Annotated in this window: 16 protein-coding genes; 6 read left to right on the top strand and 10 right to left on the bottom strand. The window is 59.9% G+C overall.

Features of this window, described 5'->3' with window-relative positions; translation table 11 throughout:
* Positions 1-65: 65 nt before the first annotated feature.
* The 4 genes from CRO59_RS02935 to CRO59_RS02920 all read right to left on the bottom strand — a co-directional run bounded on the left by CRO59_RS02935 (position 66) and on the right by CRO59_RS02920 (position 4,230).
* Entirely contained in the window at positions 66-830 is a 765-nt protein-coding gene (locus tag CRO59_RS02935) for an amino acid ABC transporter ATP-binding protein (RefSeq protein ID WP_003221897.1), read from the bottom strand.
* A gap of 13 nt (positions 831-843) precedes the next feature.
* Positions 844-1,941 carry an amino acid ABC transporter permease gene (locus CRO59_RS02930; protein WP_096795183.1) on the bottom strand — a complete coding sequence of 366 codons (1,098 nt, stop codon included), beginning with the start codon at positions 1,939-1,941 and terminating at the stop codon, positions 844-846.
* 10 nt (positions 1,942-1,951) lie between these two features.
* Entirely contained in the window at positions 1,952-3,133 is a 1,182-nt protein-coding gene (locus CRO59_RS02925; protein WP_097086328.1) for an amino acid ABC transporter permease, read from the bottom strand.
* Between the two features lie 65 nt (positions 3,134-3,198).
* The gene (locus CRO59_RS02920) at positions 3,199-4,230 is read right to left on the bottom strand and encodes an amino acid ABC transporter substrate-binding protein (RefSeq protein ID WP_007965188.1); all 1,032 of its coding nucleotides are present in this window, start codon (positions 4,228-4,230) and stop codon (positions 3,199-3,201) included.
* Between the two features lie 468 nt (positions 4,231-4,698).
* Between CRO59_RS02920 and CRO59_RS02915 the strand changes: the two genes are divergently transcribed.
* The 5 genes from CRO59_RS02915 to CRO59_RS02895 all read left to right on the top strand — a co-directional run bounded on the left by CRO59_RS02915 (position 4,699) and on the right by CRO59_RS02895 (position 10,005).
* Positions 4,699-5,355, top strand: coding sequence for an alpha/beta hydrolase (locus CRO59_RS02915; protein WP_097086326.1), 657 nt, complete (start codon positions 4,699-4,701; stop codon positions 5,353-5,355).
* Positions 5,356-5,451: 96 nt separating this feature from the next.
* Positions 5,452-6,924 carry an ATP-dependent RNA helicase RhlB gene (gene rhlB, locus CRO59_RS02910; RefSeq protein ID WP_097086324.1) on the top strand — a complete coding sequence of 491 codons (1,473 nt, stop codon included), beginning with the start codon at positions 5,452-5,454 and terminating at the stop codon, positions 6,922-6,924.
* Between the two features lie 137 nt (positions 6,925-7,061).
* On the top strand, positions 7,062-8,006 hold the full coding sequence (locus CRO59_RS02905) for an ornithine cyclodeaminase family protein (RefSeq protein ID WP_097086322.1): 945 nt from the start codon (positions 7,062-7,064) through the stop codon (positions 8,004-8,006).
* A 152-nt stretch (positions 8,007-8,158) separates the two neighbouring features.
* On the top strand, positions 8,159-9,286 hold the full coding sequence (locus CRO59_RS02900; RefSeq protein ID WP_097086319.1) for an FAD-binding oxidoreductase: 1,128 nt from the start codon (positions 8,159-8,161) through the stop codon (positions 9,284-9,286).
* Between the two features lie 92 nt (positions 9,287-9,378).
* Complete coding sequence (locus tag CRO59_RS02895; RefSeq protein ID WP_095138253.1) at positions 9,379-10,005, top strand: transcriptional regulator; 627 nt, start codon at positions 9,379-9,381, stop codon at positions 10,003-10,005.
* A 100-nt stretch (positions 10,006-10,105) separates the two neighbouring features.
* On the opposite strand, the gene CRO59_RS02890 is transcribed toward CRO59_RS02895, so the two are convergent.
* From CRO59_RS02890 to CRO59_RS02865, 6 genes are all read right to left on the bottom strand, one after another.
* Positions 10,106-10,882, bottom strand: coding sequence for an ABC transporter substrate-binding protein (locus CRO59_RS02890; RefSeq protein ID WP_027610934.1), 777 nt, complete (start codon positions 10,880-10,882; stop codon positions 10,106-10,108).
* A gap of 289 nt (positions 10,883-11,171) precedes the next feature.
* Positions 11,172-11,624 carry a molybdopterin synthase catalytic subunit MoaE gene (gene moaE, locus CRO59_RS02885; RefSeq protein ID WP_007965204.1) on the bottom strand — a complete coding sequence of 151 codons (453 nt, stop codon included), beginning with the start codon at positions 11,622-11,624 and terminating at the stop codon, positions 11,172-11,174.
* Between the two features lie 3 nt (positions 11,625-11,627).
* The gene (gene moaD, locus CRO59_RS02880; protein ID WP_097086317.1) at positions 11,628-11,870 is read right to left on the bottom strand and encodes a molybdopterin converting factor subunit 1; all 243 of its coding nucleotides are present in this window, start codon (positions 11,868-11,870) and stop codon (positions 11,628-11,630) included.
* Positions 11,867-12,340, bottom strand: coding sequence for a cyclic pyranopterin monophosphate synthase MoaC (gene moaC / locus CRO59_RS02875; RefSeq protein WP_027610932.1), 474 nt, complete (start codon positions 12,338-12,340; stop codon positions 11,867-11,869). The genes moaD and moaC overlap by 4 nt, the downstream gene beginning before the upstream one ends.
* Positions 12,341-12,578: 238 nt before the next feature.
* On the bottom strand, positions 12,579-13,973 hold the full coding sequence (locus CRO59_RS02870) for a PhoH family protein (protein WP_027610931.1): 1,395 nt from the start codon (positions 13,971-13,973) through the stop codon (positions 12,579-12,581).
* 337 nt (positions 13,974-14,310) lie between these two features.
* Positions 14,311-15,387, bottom strand: coding sequence for a polysaccharide deacetylase family protein (locus CRO59_RS02865; RefSeq protein WP_371917800.1), 1,077 nt, complete (start codon positions 15,385-15,387; stop codon positions 14,311-14,313).
* 313 nt (positions 15,388-15,700) lie between these two features.
* Here CRO59_RS02865 and yaaA point away from each other — a divergent pair, with 313 nt between their 5' ends.
* On the top strand, positions 15,701-16,480 hold the full coding sequence (yaaA, locus tag CRO59_RS02860) for a peroxide stress protein YaaA (protein ID WP_097086313.1): 780 nt from the start codon (positions 15,701-15,703) through the stop codon (positions 16,478-16,480).
* Positions 16,481-16,637: the final 157 nt, after the last annotated feature.

The raw sequence follows: 16,637 nt of genomic DNA, 5'->3' as shown, positions 1-16,637 counted from the left end.
AGGGGCAAATCGCGGGCAAAAAAAACCCGGAACAGGTCCGGGTTTATTTCACTGGCTGATTTCGATCAATGCAGGATCTGGCTCAGGAACAGCTTGGTACGGTCATTTTGCGGGTTGTCGAAGAAGTCGTTCGGCGCCGCCTGTTCGACGATTTCGCCCTTGTCCATGAAGATCACACGGTTGGCCACGGTGCGGGCGAAGCCCATTTCGTGGGTCACGCAGAGCATGGTCATGCCGTCCTCGGCGAGACCGATCATGGTGTCCAGCACCTCTTTCACCATCTCCGGGTCGAGTGCCGAAGTCGGTTCGTCGAACAGCATGATTTTCGGTTTCATGCACAGCGCACGAGCGATCGCCACACGCTGTTGCTGACCGCCGGACAGTTGCCCCGGGAATTTATGCGCCTGCTCCGGAATGCGTACGCGCTCCAGATAATGCATGGCGATTTCCTCGGCCTTGCGCTTGGGCATCTTGCGCACCCACATCGGCGCCAGCGTGCAGTTCTGCAGGATGGTCAGGTGCGGGAACAGGTTGAAGTGCTGGAACACCATGCCGACTTCGCGACGGATCGCTTCGATCTGCTTGAGGTCGTTGGTCAGCTCCACGCCGTCGACAACGATGCGCCCCTGCTGGTGCTCTTCCAGACGGTTGAGGCAGCGGATGGTGGTCGATTTGCCGGAACCCGACGGGCCGCACAGGACGATGCGCTCGCCCTGTTTGACGTTGAGGTTGATGTCTTTCAGCACGTGGAACTGGCCGTACCACTTGTTCACGCCCTGCATCTGGATAATGCCTTCAGGGCCGACAGGCTTTTTGATTGCTTCGCTCATTTACAGAGAACTCCTAACGCTTGTGGCCAGTGTCGAGCTTGCGTTCCAGATGCATGGAATAGCGCGACATACCAAAACAGAAAATCCAGAACACCAAGGCGGCGAACACGTAGCCTTCGGTGGCCATGCCCAGCCATTTCGGGTCGGCAGCGGCTTGCTTGACGCTGTTGAGCAGGTCGAACAGGCCGATGATGATCACCAGGCTGGTGTCCTTGAACAGCGCAATGAAGGTGTTGACGATGCCCGGAATCACCAGCTTCAGGGCTTGCGGCAGAATCACCAGGCCCATGGCGCGCCAGTAACCGAGGCCCATCGCCGCAGCCGCTTCGTACTGACCTTTGGGGATCGCTTGCAGACCGCCGCGCACCACTTCGGCAACGTAGGCCGACTGGAACAGGATCACCCCGATCAGCGCCCGCAGCAGCTTGTCGAAGTTCATGCCTTCGGGCAGGAACAGCGGCAACATCACCGAGGACATGAACAGCACCGTGATCAACGGCACGCCGCGCCAGAACTCGATGAAGGTCACGCAGACCACACGAATCGCCGGCATGTTCGAGCGCCGGCCCAGCGCCAGAATGATCCCCAGCGGCAAGGCGCCGGCGATACCCACGGTGGCGATGACCAGGGTCAGCATCAGACCGCCCCACTGGCTGGTCGCCACGGCGTCGAGGCCGAACACGCCACCGTGCAGCAGGCACCAGGCGACAATCGGGTAGATCACCAGGAAGCTCAGACCGTACACCGCTTTACGCGGGAAGCGCGAGATGAACAGCGGTGCCACGCCGATCACCGCCAGCCACACGGTCAGGTCGACGCGCCAGCGCAGGCCGGTCGGGTAGTAGCCGTACATGAACTGGCCGAAACGCTGCTGAATGAACACCCAGCAGGCGCCGTCCCTGGTGCAGTCGGCGCGGGTGGTGCCGACCCAGTTGGCATCGAGAATCGCCCAACTGAGGATCGGTGGTACCACGAGGTAGATCAGATAAAACGCAAACAGGGTCAGCAGGGTGTTGAGCCAGCTGGAAAACATGTTCGCGCGTATCCATGCCATCGGGCCGAAGACCTTGGCCGGCGGTGGCATGTCGGGTTTGAAAGTATGGGTTGTCATGCGCGTTTCCTCACCGCTCGATCAGCGCAATGCGCTTGTTGTACCAGTTCATCAGCAGGGAAATGCTGATACTGATCGCCAGGTACACGCTCATGGTGATGGCAATGACTTCGATGGCCTGACCGGTCTGGTTGAGCACGGTGCCGGCGAACAGCGAAACCATTTCCGGATAACCGATACCGGCGGCCAGCGACGAGTTCTTCGCCAGGTTCAGGTATTGGCTGGTCAGCGGCGGAATGATCACTCGCAAGGCTTGCGGAATGATCACCTTGCGCAGGGTCGGGCCGTTGCGCAGGCCGAGCGAACGCGCCGCTTCGGTCTGGCCATGGCTGACCGACTTGATCCCCGAACGGACGATTTCCGCGATGAACGCGGCGGTGTACACGGTCAGCGCCAGGGTCAACGCGAGCAGTTCCGGGATCAGCACCCAGCCGCCGACGAAGTTGAAACCCTTGAGTTGCGGCATTTCCCAGTGCAGGGGGGCACCGAAGATCAGCGCGCACAAGGTCGGGATCACCAGCAGGATCGCCAGGCCGGTCCAGAACTTGTGGAACGGGACGCCGGTGTCTTCGAAACGCTTGTTGGCCCAGCGGCACATCAGCACGATGGCGACAATGGCCAGCACCACGCTGATGAAGAACGCCCAGAAGCCGTCAGCCATTTGCGCGGCCGGCATGTTCAGGCCACGGCTGCTGACGAAGAAGGTGTCGCCGAAGTTGTGGCTGTTGCGCGGTCCCGGCATGGTCAGGAATACCGCGAAGTACCAGAACAGGATCTGCAGCAGCGGCGGAATGTTGCGGAACACTTCCACATACACGGTCGCCAGTTTGCTGATGATCCAGTTCGGCGACAGCCGCGCCACACCGATGATGAAGCCCAGCAGGGTCGCCAGGATCACGCCGATGAAGGTCACCAACAGGGTGTTGAGCAGGCCGATCACGAACACCCGAGCGTAACTGTCCGCTTCGGTGTAGGAGATCAGGTGTTGAGCGATGCCGAACCCGGCACTGCGCTCCAGAAAGTCGAAACCGGAGGTGATGCCCCGGTGCTGCAGGTTGGTCTGGGTGTTATCGAACAGATACCAGCCCATGGCGACCACCGCCACGACGGTGATGATCTGAAACAGCCACGCACGCACTCGCGGATCGCTGAGGCTGAGCCTCTGCTTTGGTGCGCCGATTGAATTTTGCATGAAGTGCCCCGGAAGAAATGGAACAGAACATCACCCGGCGGTTGGCCCGCCGGGTGATAGAACCATTAGCGCACTGGTGGTGCGTACTGAATGCCGCCGTTGGTCCACAGCGCGTTCAGGCCACGGTCGATTTCCAGCGGAGTGCTCTTGCCGAGGTTTTTCTCGAAGATTTCACCGTAGTTACCGACCTGCGAAACGATTTTCACAACCCAGTCCTTCGGCAGTTTCAGGTCTTTGCCGTATTCACCGTCAGCACCCAGCAGACGGGCGACGTCCGGGTTCTTGGTGGATTTGGCTTCTTCCAACACGTTTTTCGAGGTCACGCCGGCTTCTTCAGTGTTCAGCAGCGCGTAGCCAACCCAGCGAACGATCGCCAGCCACTCGTCGTCGCCGTTACGTACGACCGGGCCCAGTGGTTCTTTGGAGATGGTTTCCGGCAGCACCACGTAGTCTTTTGGCGAAGCCAGTTTGCTGCGCTGTGCGTACAGCTGCGACTTGTCGGAGGTCAGCACGTCGCAACGACCGGATTCCAGCGACTTGGCGCTTTCATCGGAGGTATCGAAAGTGATCGGGGTGTACTTCAGGCCGTTGGCGCGGAAGTAGTCGGACACGTTCAGTTCGGTGGTGGTACCGGCCTGGATGCAGATGGTTGCACCGTCCAGTTCCTTGGCACTTTTCACGCCCAGCTTGTTGTTGGCCAGGAAGCCCACGCCGTCGTAGTAAGTGATGAAGCCCGGGAATTTCAGGCCCATGCCGGCGTCACGCGAGCTGGTCATGGTGGTGTTGCGCGAGAGCAGATCGATTTCGCCGGACTGCAGCGCGGTGAAGCGCTCCTTGGCGTTCAACTGGCTGAACTTGACCTTGTTGGCGTCGCCGAATACGGCAGCGGCCACAGCGCGGCAGACGTCAGCGTCGATCCCGAGGATCTTGCCCGAAGCGTCCGGCACCGAGAAACCCGGCAGACCGTCGCTCACGCCACATTGCACGAAACCTTTCTTCTGCACGGCATCCAGGGTTGCACCCGCCTGAGCGAACCCGCTGACGCCGAGTACTGCTGCTGCAGTCACGACCGCCAGAGTGGATTTCAACATCTTCATTCAAACCTCCAGTTTTGCTCTTGTTGTGTCGGAGCTTGAGTCCAGTCGCACCCTTTTGAGGCGTTGTTGACCCGTGTTGGCTTTTTTTGGGGTCAACCGACGTAAGACCTTCGCTATGAGTCTAGTAGGAGAAAATCCACATCATGGACAACTCACTTCTCACCAATCGGCCGAACGGGCTGTAGCCCTTTCACGTTCGCTTTGCCCGTAGCGGCCATTGGCGAACATCCATCACCGGATTCTTTGCAATCCCGTCGCAAGACGTACACTGATAGTGTTACCGCAAGGCGTAGGACGCTTCGTACAGAATCCTCCATAGCAAAGCCCGTACCACACCGCTTGCTGAAGCGATTGCGCGACAGGTCAATAGCAAAACTTGTAGCCTTGCGACATCTTCTTAACGGATCGACCGGACGCGCACCTCAATCACGCACTTATTGAGAGCGCCCGCACATTTTTGGAGCAGCCATGACCGACCCCCTGATTCTTCAACCCGTAAAGCCTGCAGACGCCTGCGTAATCTGGCTGCACGGCCTCGGCGCGGACCGCTATGACTTCTTGCCGGTCGCCGAAGCGCTGCAGGAAAGCCTGCTGACTACCCGCTTTGTATTGCCGCAAGCGCCAACCCAGCCCGTCACCATCAATGGTGGTTACGAGATGCCGAGCTGGTACGACATAAAGGCCATGAGCCCGGCGCGGTCGATTGACCGTGAGCAGTTGGAAGCGTCGGCGGATCGCATCATTGAATTGATCGAAAAGGAGCGCGCCAGCGGAATAGACGCTTCGCGGATTTTTCTCGCCGGGTTTTCCCAGGGGGGCGCCGTCGTTCTGCACACCGCTTATATAAAGTGGCAAGGTCCGTTGGGTGGCGTACTTGCCCTGTCCACCTATGCCCCGACCTTCACTGATGAGATGGAGCTTTCAGCCAGTCAGCAGCGTATTCCCGCGCTGTGCCTGCACGGCCAGTTCGACGGCGTGGTGCAGAACTCGATGGGGCGCAGCGCCTATGAGCATTTGGTGAAGCATGGTGTCACCGTGACATGGCAGGAATACCCAATGGAGCACGAAGTGTTACCCGAAGAAATTCGCGACATCGGCGTCTGGCTGGCTGAACGCCTGCGTTGATCGTTTCAGCGCGAACGCCCCTTTGATCATCCCACTACGCCGCGCCCGTTTCTTGCATTACACTGGCCGGCGTACATTCCTTAACCAATTGATGAGATGACCGTGCTCAAAGCACTCAAGAAAATGTTCGGTAAAAGCGAGGCTGAGCAGCTCGCGCCAGTCCCCAGTGCGCCGTCGCACGTCCCCGGCCCTCGCAGCGATGCGCCCAAGGCTGAACGTCCGGCTCCGGTAGCGACACCCCAGCCCGAGCCGCAACCTGCCGTCGCCACCGAACCGGTCCGCGCCGAAGCGCCGAAACCACCCCGGCCGCGCCGCGAACCGAAGCCCAAGGCACCGGTCATTCCCTGGAAACTCGAAGATTTCGTTGTCGAACCCCAGGAAGGCAAAACCCGCTTTCACGATTTCAAGCTCGCTCCGGAACTGATGCACGCCATCCAGGACCTGGGCTTCCCGTACTGCACGCCGATCCAGGCGCAGGTGCTGGGTTTCACCCTCGCCGGCAAAGATGCCATCGGCCGCGCGCAGACCGGTACCGGCAAGACCGCCGCGTTCCTGATCTCGATCATCACTCAGTTGCTGCAGACGCCGCCGCCGAAAGAACGCTACATGGGTGAGCCCCGTGCGCTGATCATCGCGCCGACCCGCGAGCTGGTGGTGCAGATCGCCAAGGATGCTGCAGACCTGACCAAGTACACCGGCCTCAACGTGATGACGTTCGTTGGCGGCATGGACTTCGACAAGCAGCTCAAGCACCTCGAAGCGCGCCACTGCGACATCCTCGTCGCCACCCCGGGCCGTCTGCTCGACTTCAACCAGCGCGGCGACGTGCATCTGGACATGGTCGAAGTGATGGTGCTGGACGAAGCCGACCGCATGCTCGACATGGGCTTCATCCCGCAAGTGCGGCAGATCATTCGCCAGACCCCGCCGAAGTCCGAGCGTCAGACCCTGCTGTTCTCCGCGACCTTCACCGAAGACGTGATGAACCTGGCCAAGCAATGGACCACCGATCCGGCAATCGTTGAAATCGAAGTCACCAACGTGGCCAACGAAAACGTCGAGCAGCACATCTATGCCGTGGCCGCGGCTGACAAATACAAACTGCTCTACAACCTGGTCAACGACAACGGCTGGGAACGCGTGATCGTCTTCGCCAACCGCAAGGACGAAGTGCGCCGTATCGAAGAACGCCTGGTGCGTGACGGCATCAACGCCGCGCAACTGTCCGGCGACGTGCCGCAGCACAAGCGCATCAAGACCCTCGAAGGCTTCCGCGAAGGCAAGATCCGCGTGCTGGTGGCCACCGATGTCGCCGGTCGCGGCATCCACATCGACGGCATCAGCCACGTGATCAACTTCACCCTGCCGGAAGTGCCGGACGACTACGTACACCGCATCGGCCGTACCGGTCGCGCAGGCGCTGACGGCGTATCGATCAGCTTCGCCGGCGAGGACGACTCCTACCAACTGCCGTCGATCGAAGAGAAACTCGGTCGCAAGATCAGCTGCGAAACACCGCCGACGCACCTGTTGCGCGCTGTTGAACGCAAGCGTCCGCAGCCGCAGTAAGCGATCTGTAACGCAAAAAGCGCAGCCGGCAACGGACTGCGCTTTTTTTTGCCCGGCGTTTTCAACAGGCGCTTGCGATAGACAACTAAAAGTCCATAATGGACAAATTAGTTTATATCCAGACCGCGGAGCCTGACATGTCCAGTACACCCTACGTGATCGACCACACCCAGGCCCGCGAGCTGCTGGCGCGCATCGACGTGCCGCAGATCCTGCGAAAACTGTTCCGCGACCTCGCCGCCGGCCACGCCGTGCAACCGGCGCAGCAGTTGGTGGAGTTTCCGCAGGGCGCCGGCGACTTCATCAATTATCTGGGGGTGCTGGCCGAGGACGGCGTGTACGGGGTCAAGACCTCGCCGTACATCGTCCGCGAGCAAGGGCCACTGGTGACAGCGTGGACCCTATTAATGTCGATGAAAACCGGCCAACCGCTGCTGCTTTGCGATGCCGGCGAGCTGACCACCGCACGCACTGCAGCGACCACCGCCGTTGCAGTCGATGCCCTCGCCCCGCTGAATGCCCAACGACTGGCGATCATCGGCAGCGGCAAGGTTGCCCAGGCTCATTTGCATTACGTGAAAGGTCTGCGCGACTGGCAGAACATCAGCGTGTATTCGCCGAGCCTGTCTGAAGACGCTGAAACCCGGGCGCTGCTGAAAGAGATCTACCCGGGGGTGAAGATTGCCGACAGCCGCGATGTCGCCCTCACAGACGCGGACGTGATCATGCTCTGCACCTCGTCCGCCGGCCCGGTCATCGACCCGGCCAGCTTGAGCAAACCGGCGCTGATCACCTCGATCAGCACCAACGCGCCACGCGCCCATGAGGTGCCGCCGCAGAGCCTGGGCGACATGCAAGTGTTCTGTGACTATCGGCTGACCACGCCGGGCTCGGCCGGTGAGATGTTGATCGCGACCGAGCAGCATGGCTGGGACAAGTCTGCGATTGTCGGTGACCTCGCCGACCTGCTCAGCGAGAAAGTGCCGCGCCCTGATTACGACCGTCACGTATTTTTCCGTTCAATTGGCCTGGGCCTGGAAGACATTGCGCTGGCGAATGCGGTTTATCAATTAAATAACTGACACCACACATCCCATTGTGGGAGCGGGCTTGCTCGCGAATGCGGCCTGACATTCACCGAAGATGTCGACTGATACACCGCTTTCGCGAGCAGGCTCGCTCCCACAGTGGACTAGTGAACGCCTTGATATTGCGTAAACACCGGAGACCTTTCATGAGCCAGGCAGATTTCATCATCATCGGCGGCGGGATTGCCGGCGCTTCCACCGGTTTCTGGCTGTCGCCCCACGCCAAAGTGATCGTGCTCGAACGTGAATCGCACCCGGCCTATCACTCCACCGGGCGTTCTGCCGCGCTGTACACCGCCGCCTACGGTACGCCGCAGGTGCGCGCGCTGACACTGGCCAGCCGTGAGTTTTTCGACCATCCGCCGAGCGGCTTTTGCGAGCACCCATTGCTGACACCGCGCGGCGAAATGACCGTGGACTTCAGCGGTGACGCCGCCGAGCTGAACAACCAGTACCTCAGCGCCAAAGCCACAGTGCCAGAAATGCAGCTGCTCAGCGCCGACGAAGCCTGCGCCCGTCTGCCGATCCTGCGTCGGGAAAAAGTCCACGGCGCGATCTACGATCCGACCGCCAGTGACATCGACACCGACGCCCTGCATCAGGGCTACCTGCGCGGTATCCGCCGCAACAACGGCGAGGTGCACACCGATTGCGAAGTGCTGGGCCTGACGCGCGACGCCGCTGGCCTCTGGCAGGTGCAAACCAACGGTCAGACCTTCAGCGCGCCGGTCATCATCAACGCCGCCGGCGCCTGGGCTGACCAGATCGGCGCACTGGCTGGCGCTCAAGCGCTGGGCCTGCAACCGAAACGCCGTGCGGCGTTCATTTTCGCCGGCCCCGAGGGCGTGGACATTCATCACTGGCCGATGCTGGTCAGTCTCGACGAGTCCTTCTACATGAAACCCGACGCCGGGATGTTCCTCGGCTCGCCGGCCAACGCCGACCCGGTCGAACCGCATGACGTGCAACCGGAAGAGCTGGACATCGCCATGGGCATCTATCAGATCGAAGAGGCCACGACCCTGACCATTCGCCGCCCGACCCGCACCTGGGCCGGACTGCGCAGCTTCGTCGCCGACGGTGATCTGCTCAGCGGTTTCGATCCGCAGGTGCCGGGGCTGTTCTGGGTCGCGGCCCAGGGCGGTTACGGTATTCAGACTTCACCGGCCATGGGCCAGGCCAGCGCGGCATTGGTGCGTGGTCAGCCGTTGCCTGAGTCGTTGCAGCAGTTCGGCCTGAGCAGCGCCATGCTCTCCCCTTCACGACTGCGCTGATGGCCCCTGCGGATGACGCGCCCAACGGATTGCGGCACACTCGCAGCGCCCCCGTGCACGGGGGCGCTGACGCCGCCTGGAGCTCCACAATCATGACCGCCCCCGAATTCGATCCGGCCCTGGATAACTTCCGTGCCATCGCCGACGCCATCGCCACGCTGTTCTTTCCCCACGCCGAGGTGGTGCTGCACGACCTGCGCACGCAGAAGGTCGACTACATCGCCAACAACCTGTCCAAGCGCGAGATCGGCGACGATTCATCGCTTGAAGACATGCTCAGCGAGGAGGTCAGTGAGCGCAACATCGGCCCGTACGAAAAGCTCAATTGGGACGGCCAGAAAATCCGCAGCCTGAGCACCGTGCTGCGCGACCGCGAAGAGCGGCCGCTGGCGGTGCTGTGCATCAACCTGAATATTTCGCTGTTCGAGAATGCCAAGGCTGCGCTGGATCTGTTCCTGTCGCCGAGCAAACTGATCCCGCAGCCGGATTCACTGTTTCGCGATGACTGGCAGGAACGCATCAACACCTTCCTCCACGCCTGGCTGCGCGAGCGGCAGCTGAGCCTGAATCTGCTGACCCGCGATCACAAGCGCGAACTGGTGCTGGCGCTGCACGCCGAAGGCGCGTTCAAGGGCAAGAGCGCCTCGAACTATGTGGCCAATGTGCTGAACATGGGGCGGGCGACGGTGTACAAGCATTTGAAGGAATTGAAGGGCTGAAGATCTGCATTGGCATTTCCGGCCCCATCGCGAGCAGGCTCACTCCTACAGTTGGAATGCGTTCCCCTGTAGGAGTGAGCCTGCTCGCGATAGCGGACTATCAGTCGCCGTAGATGTCGGACTTGAAGTACTTCTGGGAAATCTTCTGATATTCGCCACTCGCACGAATCCCGTCGATGGCCGTGTTCAACTCGCTGACCAACTCGGTATTGCCCTTGCGCACCGCAATCCCCGCGCCCTCGCCCACGTACTTCGGATCCTTCAGCTCCGGCCCGACAAACGCATAGCCCTTGCCGCGTGGCATCGACAGGAAATCGTTCAGCGGGATGGTGTCGGCGAAAATCGCATCGAGCCGCCCGGCCGCCAGGTCCATGTAGATTTCTTCGTTATTGCCGTAGCGCTTGACGTTGATGCCCTTCGGTTCGAACACCTCGGTAGCATAACGATCGGTGGTGGTGGCGCGCTGCACGCCGACGGTCTTGCCCTTGAGGCTGGCGTATTGGTCATCGACCGTGGCGCCTTCCTTCATCACCAGTCGCGACGACGTGAAGTAGTACTTGTGGGTGAAATCCACCGACTTCTTGCGGTCTTCGTTGATGGTCATCGACGACAGCGCCATGTCGATTTTCTTCACTTTCAGCGAAGGGATCAGGCCATCGAACTCACCCTCGACCCACACGCATTTGACCTTCATCTGTGCGCACAGGGCGTTGCCGATGTCGTAGTCGAAACCGACGATTTCACCCTTGTCGGTTTTCGAAGCGAACGGTGGATAAGCGGCCTCGATGCCGATGCGCAAGGTTTTCTCGGCGGCAAACGAGCTGGTGCACGCCAACAGGCTCAGGGCCAGACCGGTAATCAGGGGGAGTTTCTTCATGTTCGTTCTCTCGCGGGTTGTTGTTGGTTTGGCAAGACGAAGAAGAGCAGCTGGAAGCAGGGAGCTACGAGCGGCAAGATTGACGTTTTTTTGTACTTATAAATCCATGTTGGACTTATATGTACATTCCGTCAATTGGGCAAAGAAAGAGGATTTTGGTGATGCAGGTGACGTCGCGAGCAGGCTCGCTCCCACAGGGGATCTGTAGCGAACACAATATCTGCGTTCATGAAGATCCAATGTGGGAGCGAGCCTGCTCGCGAAGACGGACTTGAAGGCGCTATAAAAACTATTTTTTCCAGCGATCCGCAGCGGCATGATCACTGTCACGCCCCTCGACCCAGCGCGGGCCGTCACTGGTGTTTTCTTTCTTCCAGAACGGCGCGCGGGTTTTCAGGTAGTCCATGACGAAAGCGCAGGCGTCGAACGCCGCCTGGCGATGGGCACTGGCCGCACCGACAAACACGATCGGCTCGCCAGGCTCCAGCGCGCCGATGCGGTGCAGCACTTCCAGCTTCAACAGCGGCCAGCGCTGCTCGGCCTCGACGGCAATCTTGCCAAGGGCTTTTTCGGTCATGCCCGGATAATGCTCGAGGAACATACCCGCCACATCCAGACCGTCGTTGAAGTCGCGCACGTAGCCGACAAAACTCACCACCGCGCCGACACCGACATTCGCCGCGTGCATCGCGTTGACTTCAGCGCCGGGATCGAACGCCGTGGACTGCACTCGAATCGCCATGCCTCAGCCTCCGGTCACGGTGGGGAAAAATGCCACTTCGTCGCCATCGCTCACCGGCTCGTCGAGCTGGCACAGGTCTTCGTTGCGCGCGCACATCAGGTTCTGTTCGCTCAGCACTTCGGCACCCTGGCGTTGCGCGAGCAGCGCACGCACAGTGTCGACCGTGGCGAAATCGCCTTCGACCTCCACCGAGTCCACGCCCAGTGCTTCACGATAACGGGCAAAGAATTTAACCGTCAGCTTCATGGCTGCTCCGCCTGAAAATGCCCGCTCTTGCCGCCGACCTTCTCCAGCAGACGCACGCTTTCGATGATCATGCCGCGATCCACCGCTTTGCACATGTCATAGATGGTCAGTGCGGCGACGCTGGCAGCGGTCAGTGCTTCCATCTCTACGCCGGTCTGCCCTGACAGCTTGCAGCGGGCGACGATGCGCACACTGTCGTCACCTTCGGCGCTGAGCTCGACCTTGACCCCGGTCAGCATCAGCGGATGGCACAGCGGGATCAGATCGCTGGTTTTCTTCGCCGCCTGAATGCCGGCAATGCGCGCCACGGCAAACACGTCGCCCTTGGGATGGCCGCCGCTGACGATCATCTGCAGGGTTTCGGGGAGCATGCGCACCAGCGCTTGGGCCGTCGCCTCACGGAACGTCACGGCTTTTTCAGTGACGTCGACCATGTTGGCGCGACCTTGGGAATCGAGATGAGTCAGCACGGGATTACTCCTGATCAGGAGCAGGGATTGTAAACCTGTGGGTCAAATTTCCGCATCACTGATTATGAAATCACCACTGTCCCCTGTGGGAGCGAGCCTGCTCGCGAAAGCGGATTCAGATTCACTATAGATGTCGACTGATACACCGCATTCGCGAGCAGGCTCGCTCCCACAGGGGATATGCATTTATCAATAAAAAACCGGGCGGCTTTTGAGCCACCCGGTTTTGTTGGAAGGGTTACAGATGCGATTCGGCGTATTCGGCCAGAATCGAGCGTGGCACCCCTTGCAGGGTGATGTGCACCCCGTTGGGGAAATCCTTGAAGCGTTCGGTCAGGTAGGTCAGCCCGGAGCTGGTCGCGGACAGGTAAGGGGTATCGATCTGTGCCAGGTTGCCCAGGCACACCACTTTGGAACCGGCACCGGCCCGGGTGATGATGGTTTTCATCTGGTGCGGCGTGAGGTTCTGGCATTCGTCGATCAGGATCAGGCTCTGCTGGAAGCTGCGACCACGAATGTAGTTGAGCGATTTGAACTGCAACGGCACTTTGCTGAGGATGTAATCGACGCTGCCATGGGTGTTTTCGTCATCCATGTGCAAGGCTTCGAGGTTGTCGGTGATGGCGCCCAGCCAAGGCTCCATTTTTTCCGCTTCGGTGCCGGGCAGGAAGCCGATTTCCTGGTCCAGGCCCTGCACGCTACGGGTCGCAATGATCCGGCGATAGCGCTTGCTGACCATGGTCTGCTCGATCGCTGCAGCCAGCGCCAGAATGGTTTTACCGGAGCCGGCGGCACCCGACAGATTGACCAGGTGAATGTCCGGATCCAGCAAGGCATACAGCGCCAGGCTCTGGTAGATGTCACGCGGTTTGAGGCCCCAGGCTTCCTGATGCAGCAGCGGTTCCTGATGCAGGTCGAGGATCAGCAGTTTGTCTTCCTGGATTTCCTTGATCCAGCCGACAAAGCCTTGTTCGTCAATGATGAACTCGTTGATGTGCACCGCCGGCAGGTTGTCGATCAACTGCACCTGATGCCAGGTGCGGCCGTGATCCTGACGGGTTTCGACTTTGCTGACGCGATCCCAGAAGGAGCCGGTCATGTTGTGATAGCCGTTGGGCAGCAGGGACACGTCGTCGACCAACTGGTCGGTGCTGTAGTCCTCGGCATCGATCCCGCAGGCGCGCGCCTTGAGGCGCATGTTGATGTCTTTGGTAACCAGCACCACGGCCTTCTTCGGATCACGGGTGTGCAGGTCGATCAACTGGTTGATGATTTTGTTGTCGTTCAGATGCTCGGGCAGAATCAGGTTCGATTCGGCCTGTTTGCTCATCAGAATTGACAGCAAGCCCTTTGGCCCGCCCTTGCCGCGCTGGATCGGCACACCCAGTTCAACGTCCTCGGGGGAGGCATCGCCCAGGGTCTTGTCGATCAGCCGGATCGCCTGGCGGCATTCGGCAGCAACGCTGTGATGGCCGCTCTTGAGCTTGTCCAGCTCTTCGAGCACGGTCATCGGGATCGCGACGTGGTGTTCTTCGAAATTCAGCAGGGCATTTGGATCGTGAATCAATACGTTGGTATCGAGTACATAAAGGATTGGCTGGTTGGAAGAAGGGCTACGTCCGTGATCATCCATACTCGGTCACCTTTGTGGGAGCCATTCGACGCAATACCTGGGCGGTGCTGCGCCTCGAAGTGACTGCCGAATTCATCCACGAGGGCCTGGATGAACTGCACACAAAAGGAGTCTTGGAAGACGCCACCTGTGTTGCAGGTTTCGGCGGTCTGTCTTCGTAATACTCCAAAACCCATGACATAAAAAAGCACTTTGACGGTTTTTTTAAGTTTATTTTGCAGAGTGACGAAAAGCCCTTGGCGGACCGTCCAGACCCCGCTAAAGTCGGAAGTCCGCCTGCATCGAATTCTCTGGAAAAATCGCCCCAAGCCCAATGTTTCCGGGCTTTTTCCGTTTGTCAGCGAAACCCGTCCTGACAGTCTTCAAAGCCGATGCCGCTTTGCGCAGTTTGCGTGATCAGCCACGGCAACGCGGTCTTCACCGCATCCTGTTTCATGTTGAAATTGATCACCCCGTGACGCCACAGCAGCATCAGGGTCAGCACCCGCTGCGCACTCTGTGCGCCCTTGAGCTTGCCGGCACCATCCTGGGCATCGATGTCCCACAGCGCCACTTGCAGGCCCTGATTGCGCAAGAAGCTGCCGGCATCACTGCGGCGCTGCCCCACCGGCGGACGGAACAGCGGCACATAGTTCTCCGGCAACTTGTTCTTCACCAGATCGGCGCTGCGGCGCACCGAGTCCTGCCAGTCCTGCCAATAGCTGTGGGAACGGAACTCCCAACCCTGCACGCCCACACACTGTTTCGAGAACTCCGATTGCAGGTTGCTCAGCGAGCGATCGGCCAGACGCGCCTGTACATCCTTGCCCAACAGGAAGAACGTGCCGCTGAGATTGGATTTGCGCAAGTAGTCGGCAATCCAGTCGGTGTTGTCCGGCTGCAGATTGGCGGCGCTGTCGAAGCTCAGCAGAAACAGTCGATCGTGCATCTCGTCGCCGTTGCGCTCGTAGTCGCCGAATTGATCGACTTCGCTGCTGGTTTGCGGTGACAGCGCGGCCTTGCGCATCAGCTCGTCCAGATACTGCAGATGAAACAACCGGCTCGGCTCGGCCCACTTGGTGTAATAGCTGTCGTCGCTGACCACGAACTTGGCGGCCTGCTCGCGCAGGGTCGGCAGGTCTTCGACGAGGAAGCAGAACGAGGCATCCTGATCGCAGCTCTGCTGGGCGAAGTTGTAGTTGGCCAACAGACGTTCCCAGAGCCGCTGGCGCAGGCGGCTGATCGCGTCGACGTTGACCGTGCGCAGCCCAAGGCGCTGGGCCAGCGCGGCCTCGTCCAGCGCTTCGGTGCCGAGCAGGCCCCGGGCGAACATGAGGATTTCCGCGCGCGAGGCGACGTCGAACAGCGTCGGGCTGCTCAGTTGCTCCGGCCAGGTGCTGCGATCCAGCGTCGCCACATCGCCCGGCGCCGCCATGGCCCCGAAGCTCAACAGCCACGCGGTGAATAAAAGAACAATGCGCAAAGGGGTGTCTCCATAACCAAACCCGCGCGGCACTATAGCTGATCCCGCACGATTCCCCTCAGCCACTCCGATTCCCTGTGGGAGGGGGCTTGCTCCCGAATGCGGTGTGTCATCCAACAGATGGGCAGGCTGATACGGCCTCTTCGGGAGCAAGCCCCCTCCCACAGGGAAATGTGGCGAGCCGTCGATCACCTATGGGCTTGATAGCTGGAGTCAACCCGGCCAACCCCCTAGAATCGCCCCCACGATTAAAGGAGACGACTTCATGCTGATGGTGATTTCCCCCGCCAAGACCCTCGATTACGAAACACCGCCGGCGACCCAGCGCTTTACCCAGCCGCAATACCTCGATCACTCTCAGGAGCTGATCCAGCAGCTGCGCGAACTGAGCCCGGCACAGATCAGCGAACTGATGCACGTGTCCGACAAGATCGGCGGCCTGAATGCCGCGCGTTTCGGCTGCTGGACGCCCGCCTTCACCCCGGAAAACGCCAAGCAGGCGCTGCTCGCGTTCAAGGGTGACGTGTACACCGGCCTCGACGCGCAATCGTTCAGCGAAGCTCAGTTCGACTATGCGCAAAAGCACTTGCGCATGCTCTCCGGTCTCTATGGCCTGCTGCGTCCGCTGGACCTGATGCAGCCGTATCGTCTGGAAATGGGCACCAAACTGGCCAACGCCCGTGGCAAGGACCTGTACGCGTTCTGGGGTACGCGCATCAGCGAATGGCTCAACGAAGCACTCGTCGAGCAAGGCGACGATGTGCTGCTGAACCTGGCCTCCAACGAGTACTTTTCGGCGGTCAAACGCAGCGCCCTGAACGCCCGGATCATCAACACCGACTTCAAGGACCTGAAGAACGGCCAGTACAAGATCATCAGCTTCTACGCGAAGAAGGCCCGCGGCCTGATGAGCCGTTTCGTGATTCAGGAAAAAATCAACGATCCTGCCCTGCTCAAGCAGTTCGATGTGCAGGGTTATCGCTACAGCGCCGAGCAATCGAAACCGGACAATCTGGTGTTTCTGCGCGACCACGCCCCGGAATAAAGCATGCCCATTGCACGACTCTTTCTATAAAGAGTCGTGCAGCTCGCACGACGTCAAAAATCCCTCGCCACATTTCGCCGTTTTATTGGCGCCATAAAATCGTCCCCCGCAATTCTAATTTTAGTTTCACTCGACAGCCGCACTTTTTTTCAGTAGT

It is taken from the genome of Pseudomonas sp. LAMO17WK12:I5, assembly GCF_900215165.1.
In the GTDB taxonomy this organism is placed as follows: Bacteria; Pseudomonadota; Gammaproteobacteria; order Pseudomonadales; family Pseudomonadaceae; genus Aquipseudomonas; species Aquipseudomonas putida_A.
This window is presented reverse-complemented; position numbering and strand designations above follow the sequence as displayed.

What these genes read in the sequence shown, in the direction of transcription:
- CRO59_RS02920 (WP_007965188.1), bottom strand. Translation starts at nt 4,230, where the DNA reads ATGAAGATGTTGAAATCCACTCTGGCGGTCGTGACTGCAGCAGCAGTA.
- CRO59_RS02865 (WP_371917800.1), bottom strand. Translation starts at nt 15,387, where the DNA reads ATGGCGGCGCCGGGCGATGTGGCGACGCTGGATCGCAGCACCTGGCCG.
- CRO59_RS02890 (WP_027610934.1), bottom strand. Translation starts at nt 10,882, where the DNA reads ATGAAGAAACTCCCCCTGATTACCGGTCTGGCCCTGAGCCTGTTGGCG.
- moaE (WP_007965204.1), bottom strand. Translation starts at nt 11,624, where the DNA reads ATGGCGATTCGAGTGCAGTCCACGGCGTTCGATCCCGGCGCTGAAGTC.
- yaaA (WP_097086313.1), top strand. Translation starts at nt 15,701, where the DNA reads ATGCTGATGGTGATTTCCCCCGCCAAGACCCTCGATTACGAAACACCG.
- CRO59_RS02915 (WP_097086326.1), top strand. Translation starts at nt 4,699, where the DNA reads ATGACCGACCCCCTGATTCTTCAACCCGTAAAGCCTGCAGACGCCTGC.
- CRO59_RS02925 (WP_097086328.1), bottom strand. Translation starts at nt 3,133, where the DNA reads ATGCAAAATTCAATCGGCGCACCAAAGCAGAGGCTCAGCCTCAGCGAT.
- CRO59_RS02935 (WP_003221897.1), bottom strand. Translation starts at nt 830, where the DNA reads ATGAGCGAAGCAATCAAAAAGCCTGTCGGCCCTGAAGGCATTATCCAG.
- CRO59_RS02905 (WP_097086322.1), top strand. Translation starts at nt 7,062, where the DNA reads ATGTCCAGTACACCCTACGTGATCGACCACACCCAGGCCCGCGAGCTG.
- CRO59_RS02930 (WP_096795183.1), bottom strand. Translation starts at nt 1,941, where the DNA reads ATGACAACCCATACTTTCAAACCCGACATGCCACCGCCGGCCAAGGTC.
- rhlB (WP_097086324.1), top strand. Translation starts at nt 5,452, where the DNA reads ATGACCGTGCTCAAAGCACTCAAGAAAATGTTCGGTAAAAGCGAGGCT.
- moaD (WP_097086317.1), bottom strand. Translation starts at nt 11,870, where the DNA reads ATGAAGCTGACGGTTAAATTCTTTGCCCGTTATCGTGAAGCACTGGGC.
- CRO59_RS02900 (WP_097086319.1), top strand. Translation starts at nt 8,159, where the DNA reads ATGAGCCAGGCAGATTTCATCATCATCGGCGGCGGGATTGCCGGCGCT.
- CRO59_RS02870 (WP_027610931.1), bottom strand. Translation starts at nt 13,973, where the DNA reads ATGGATGATCACGGACGTAGCCCTTCTTCCAACCAGCCAATCCTTTAT.
- CRO59_RS02895 (WP_095138253.1), top strand. Translation starts at nt 9,379, where the DNA reads ATGACCGCCCCCGAATTCGATCCGGCCCTGGATAACTTCCGTGCCATC.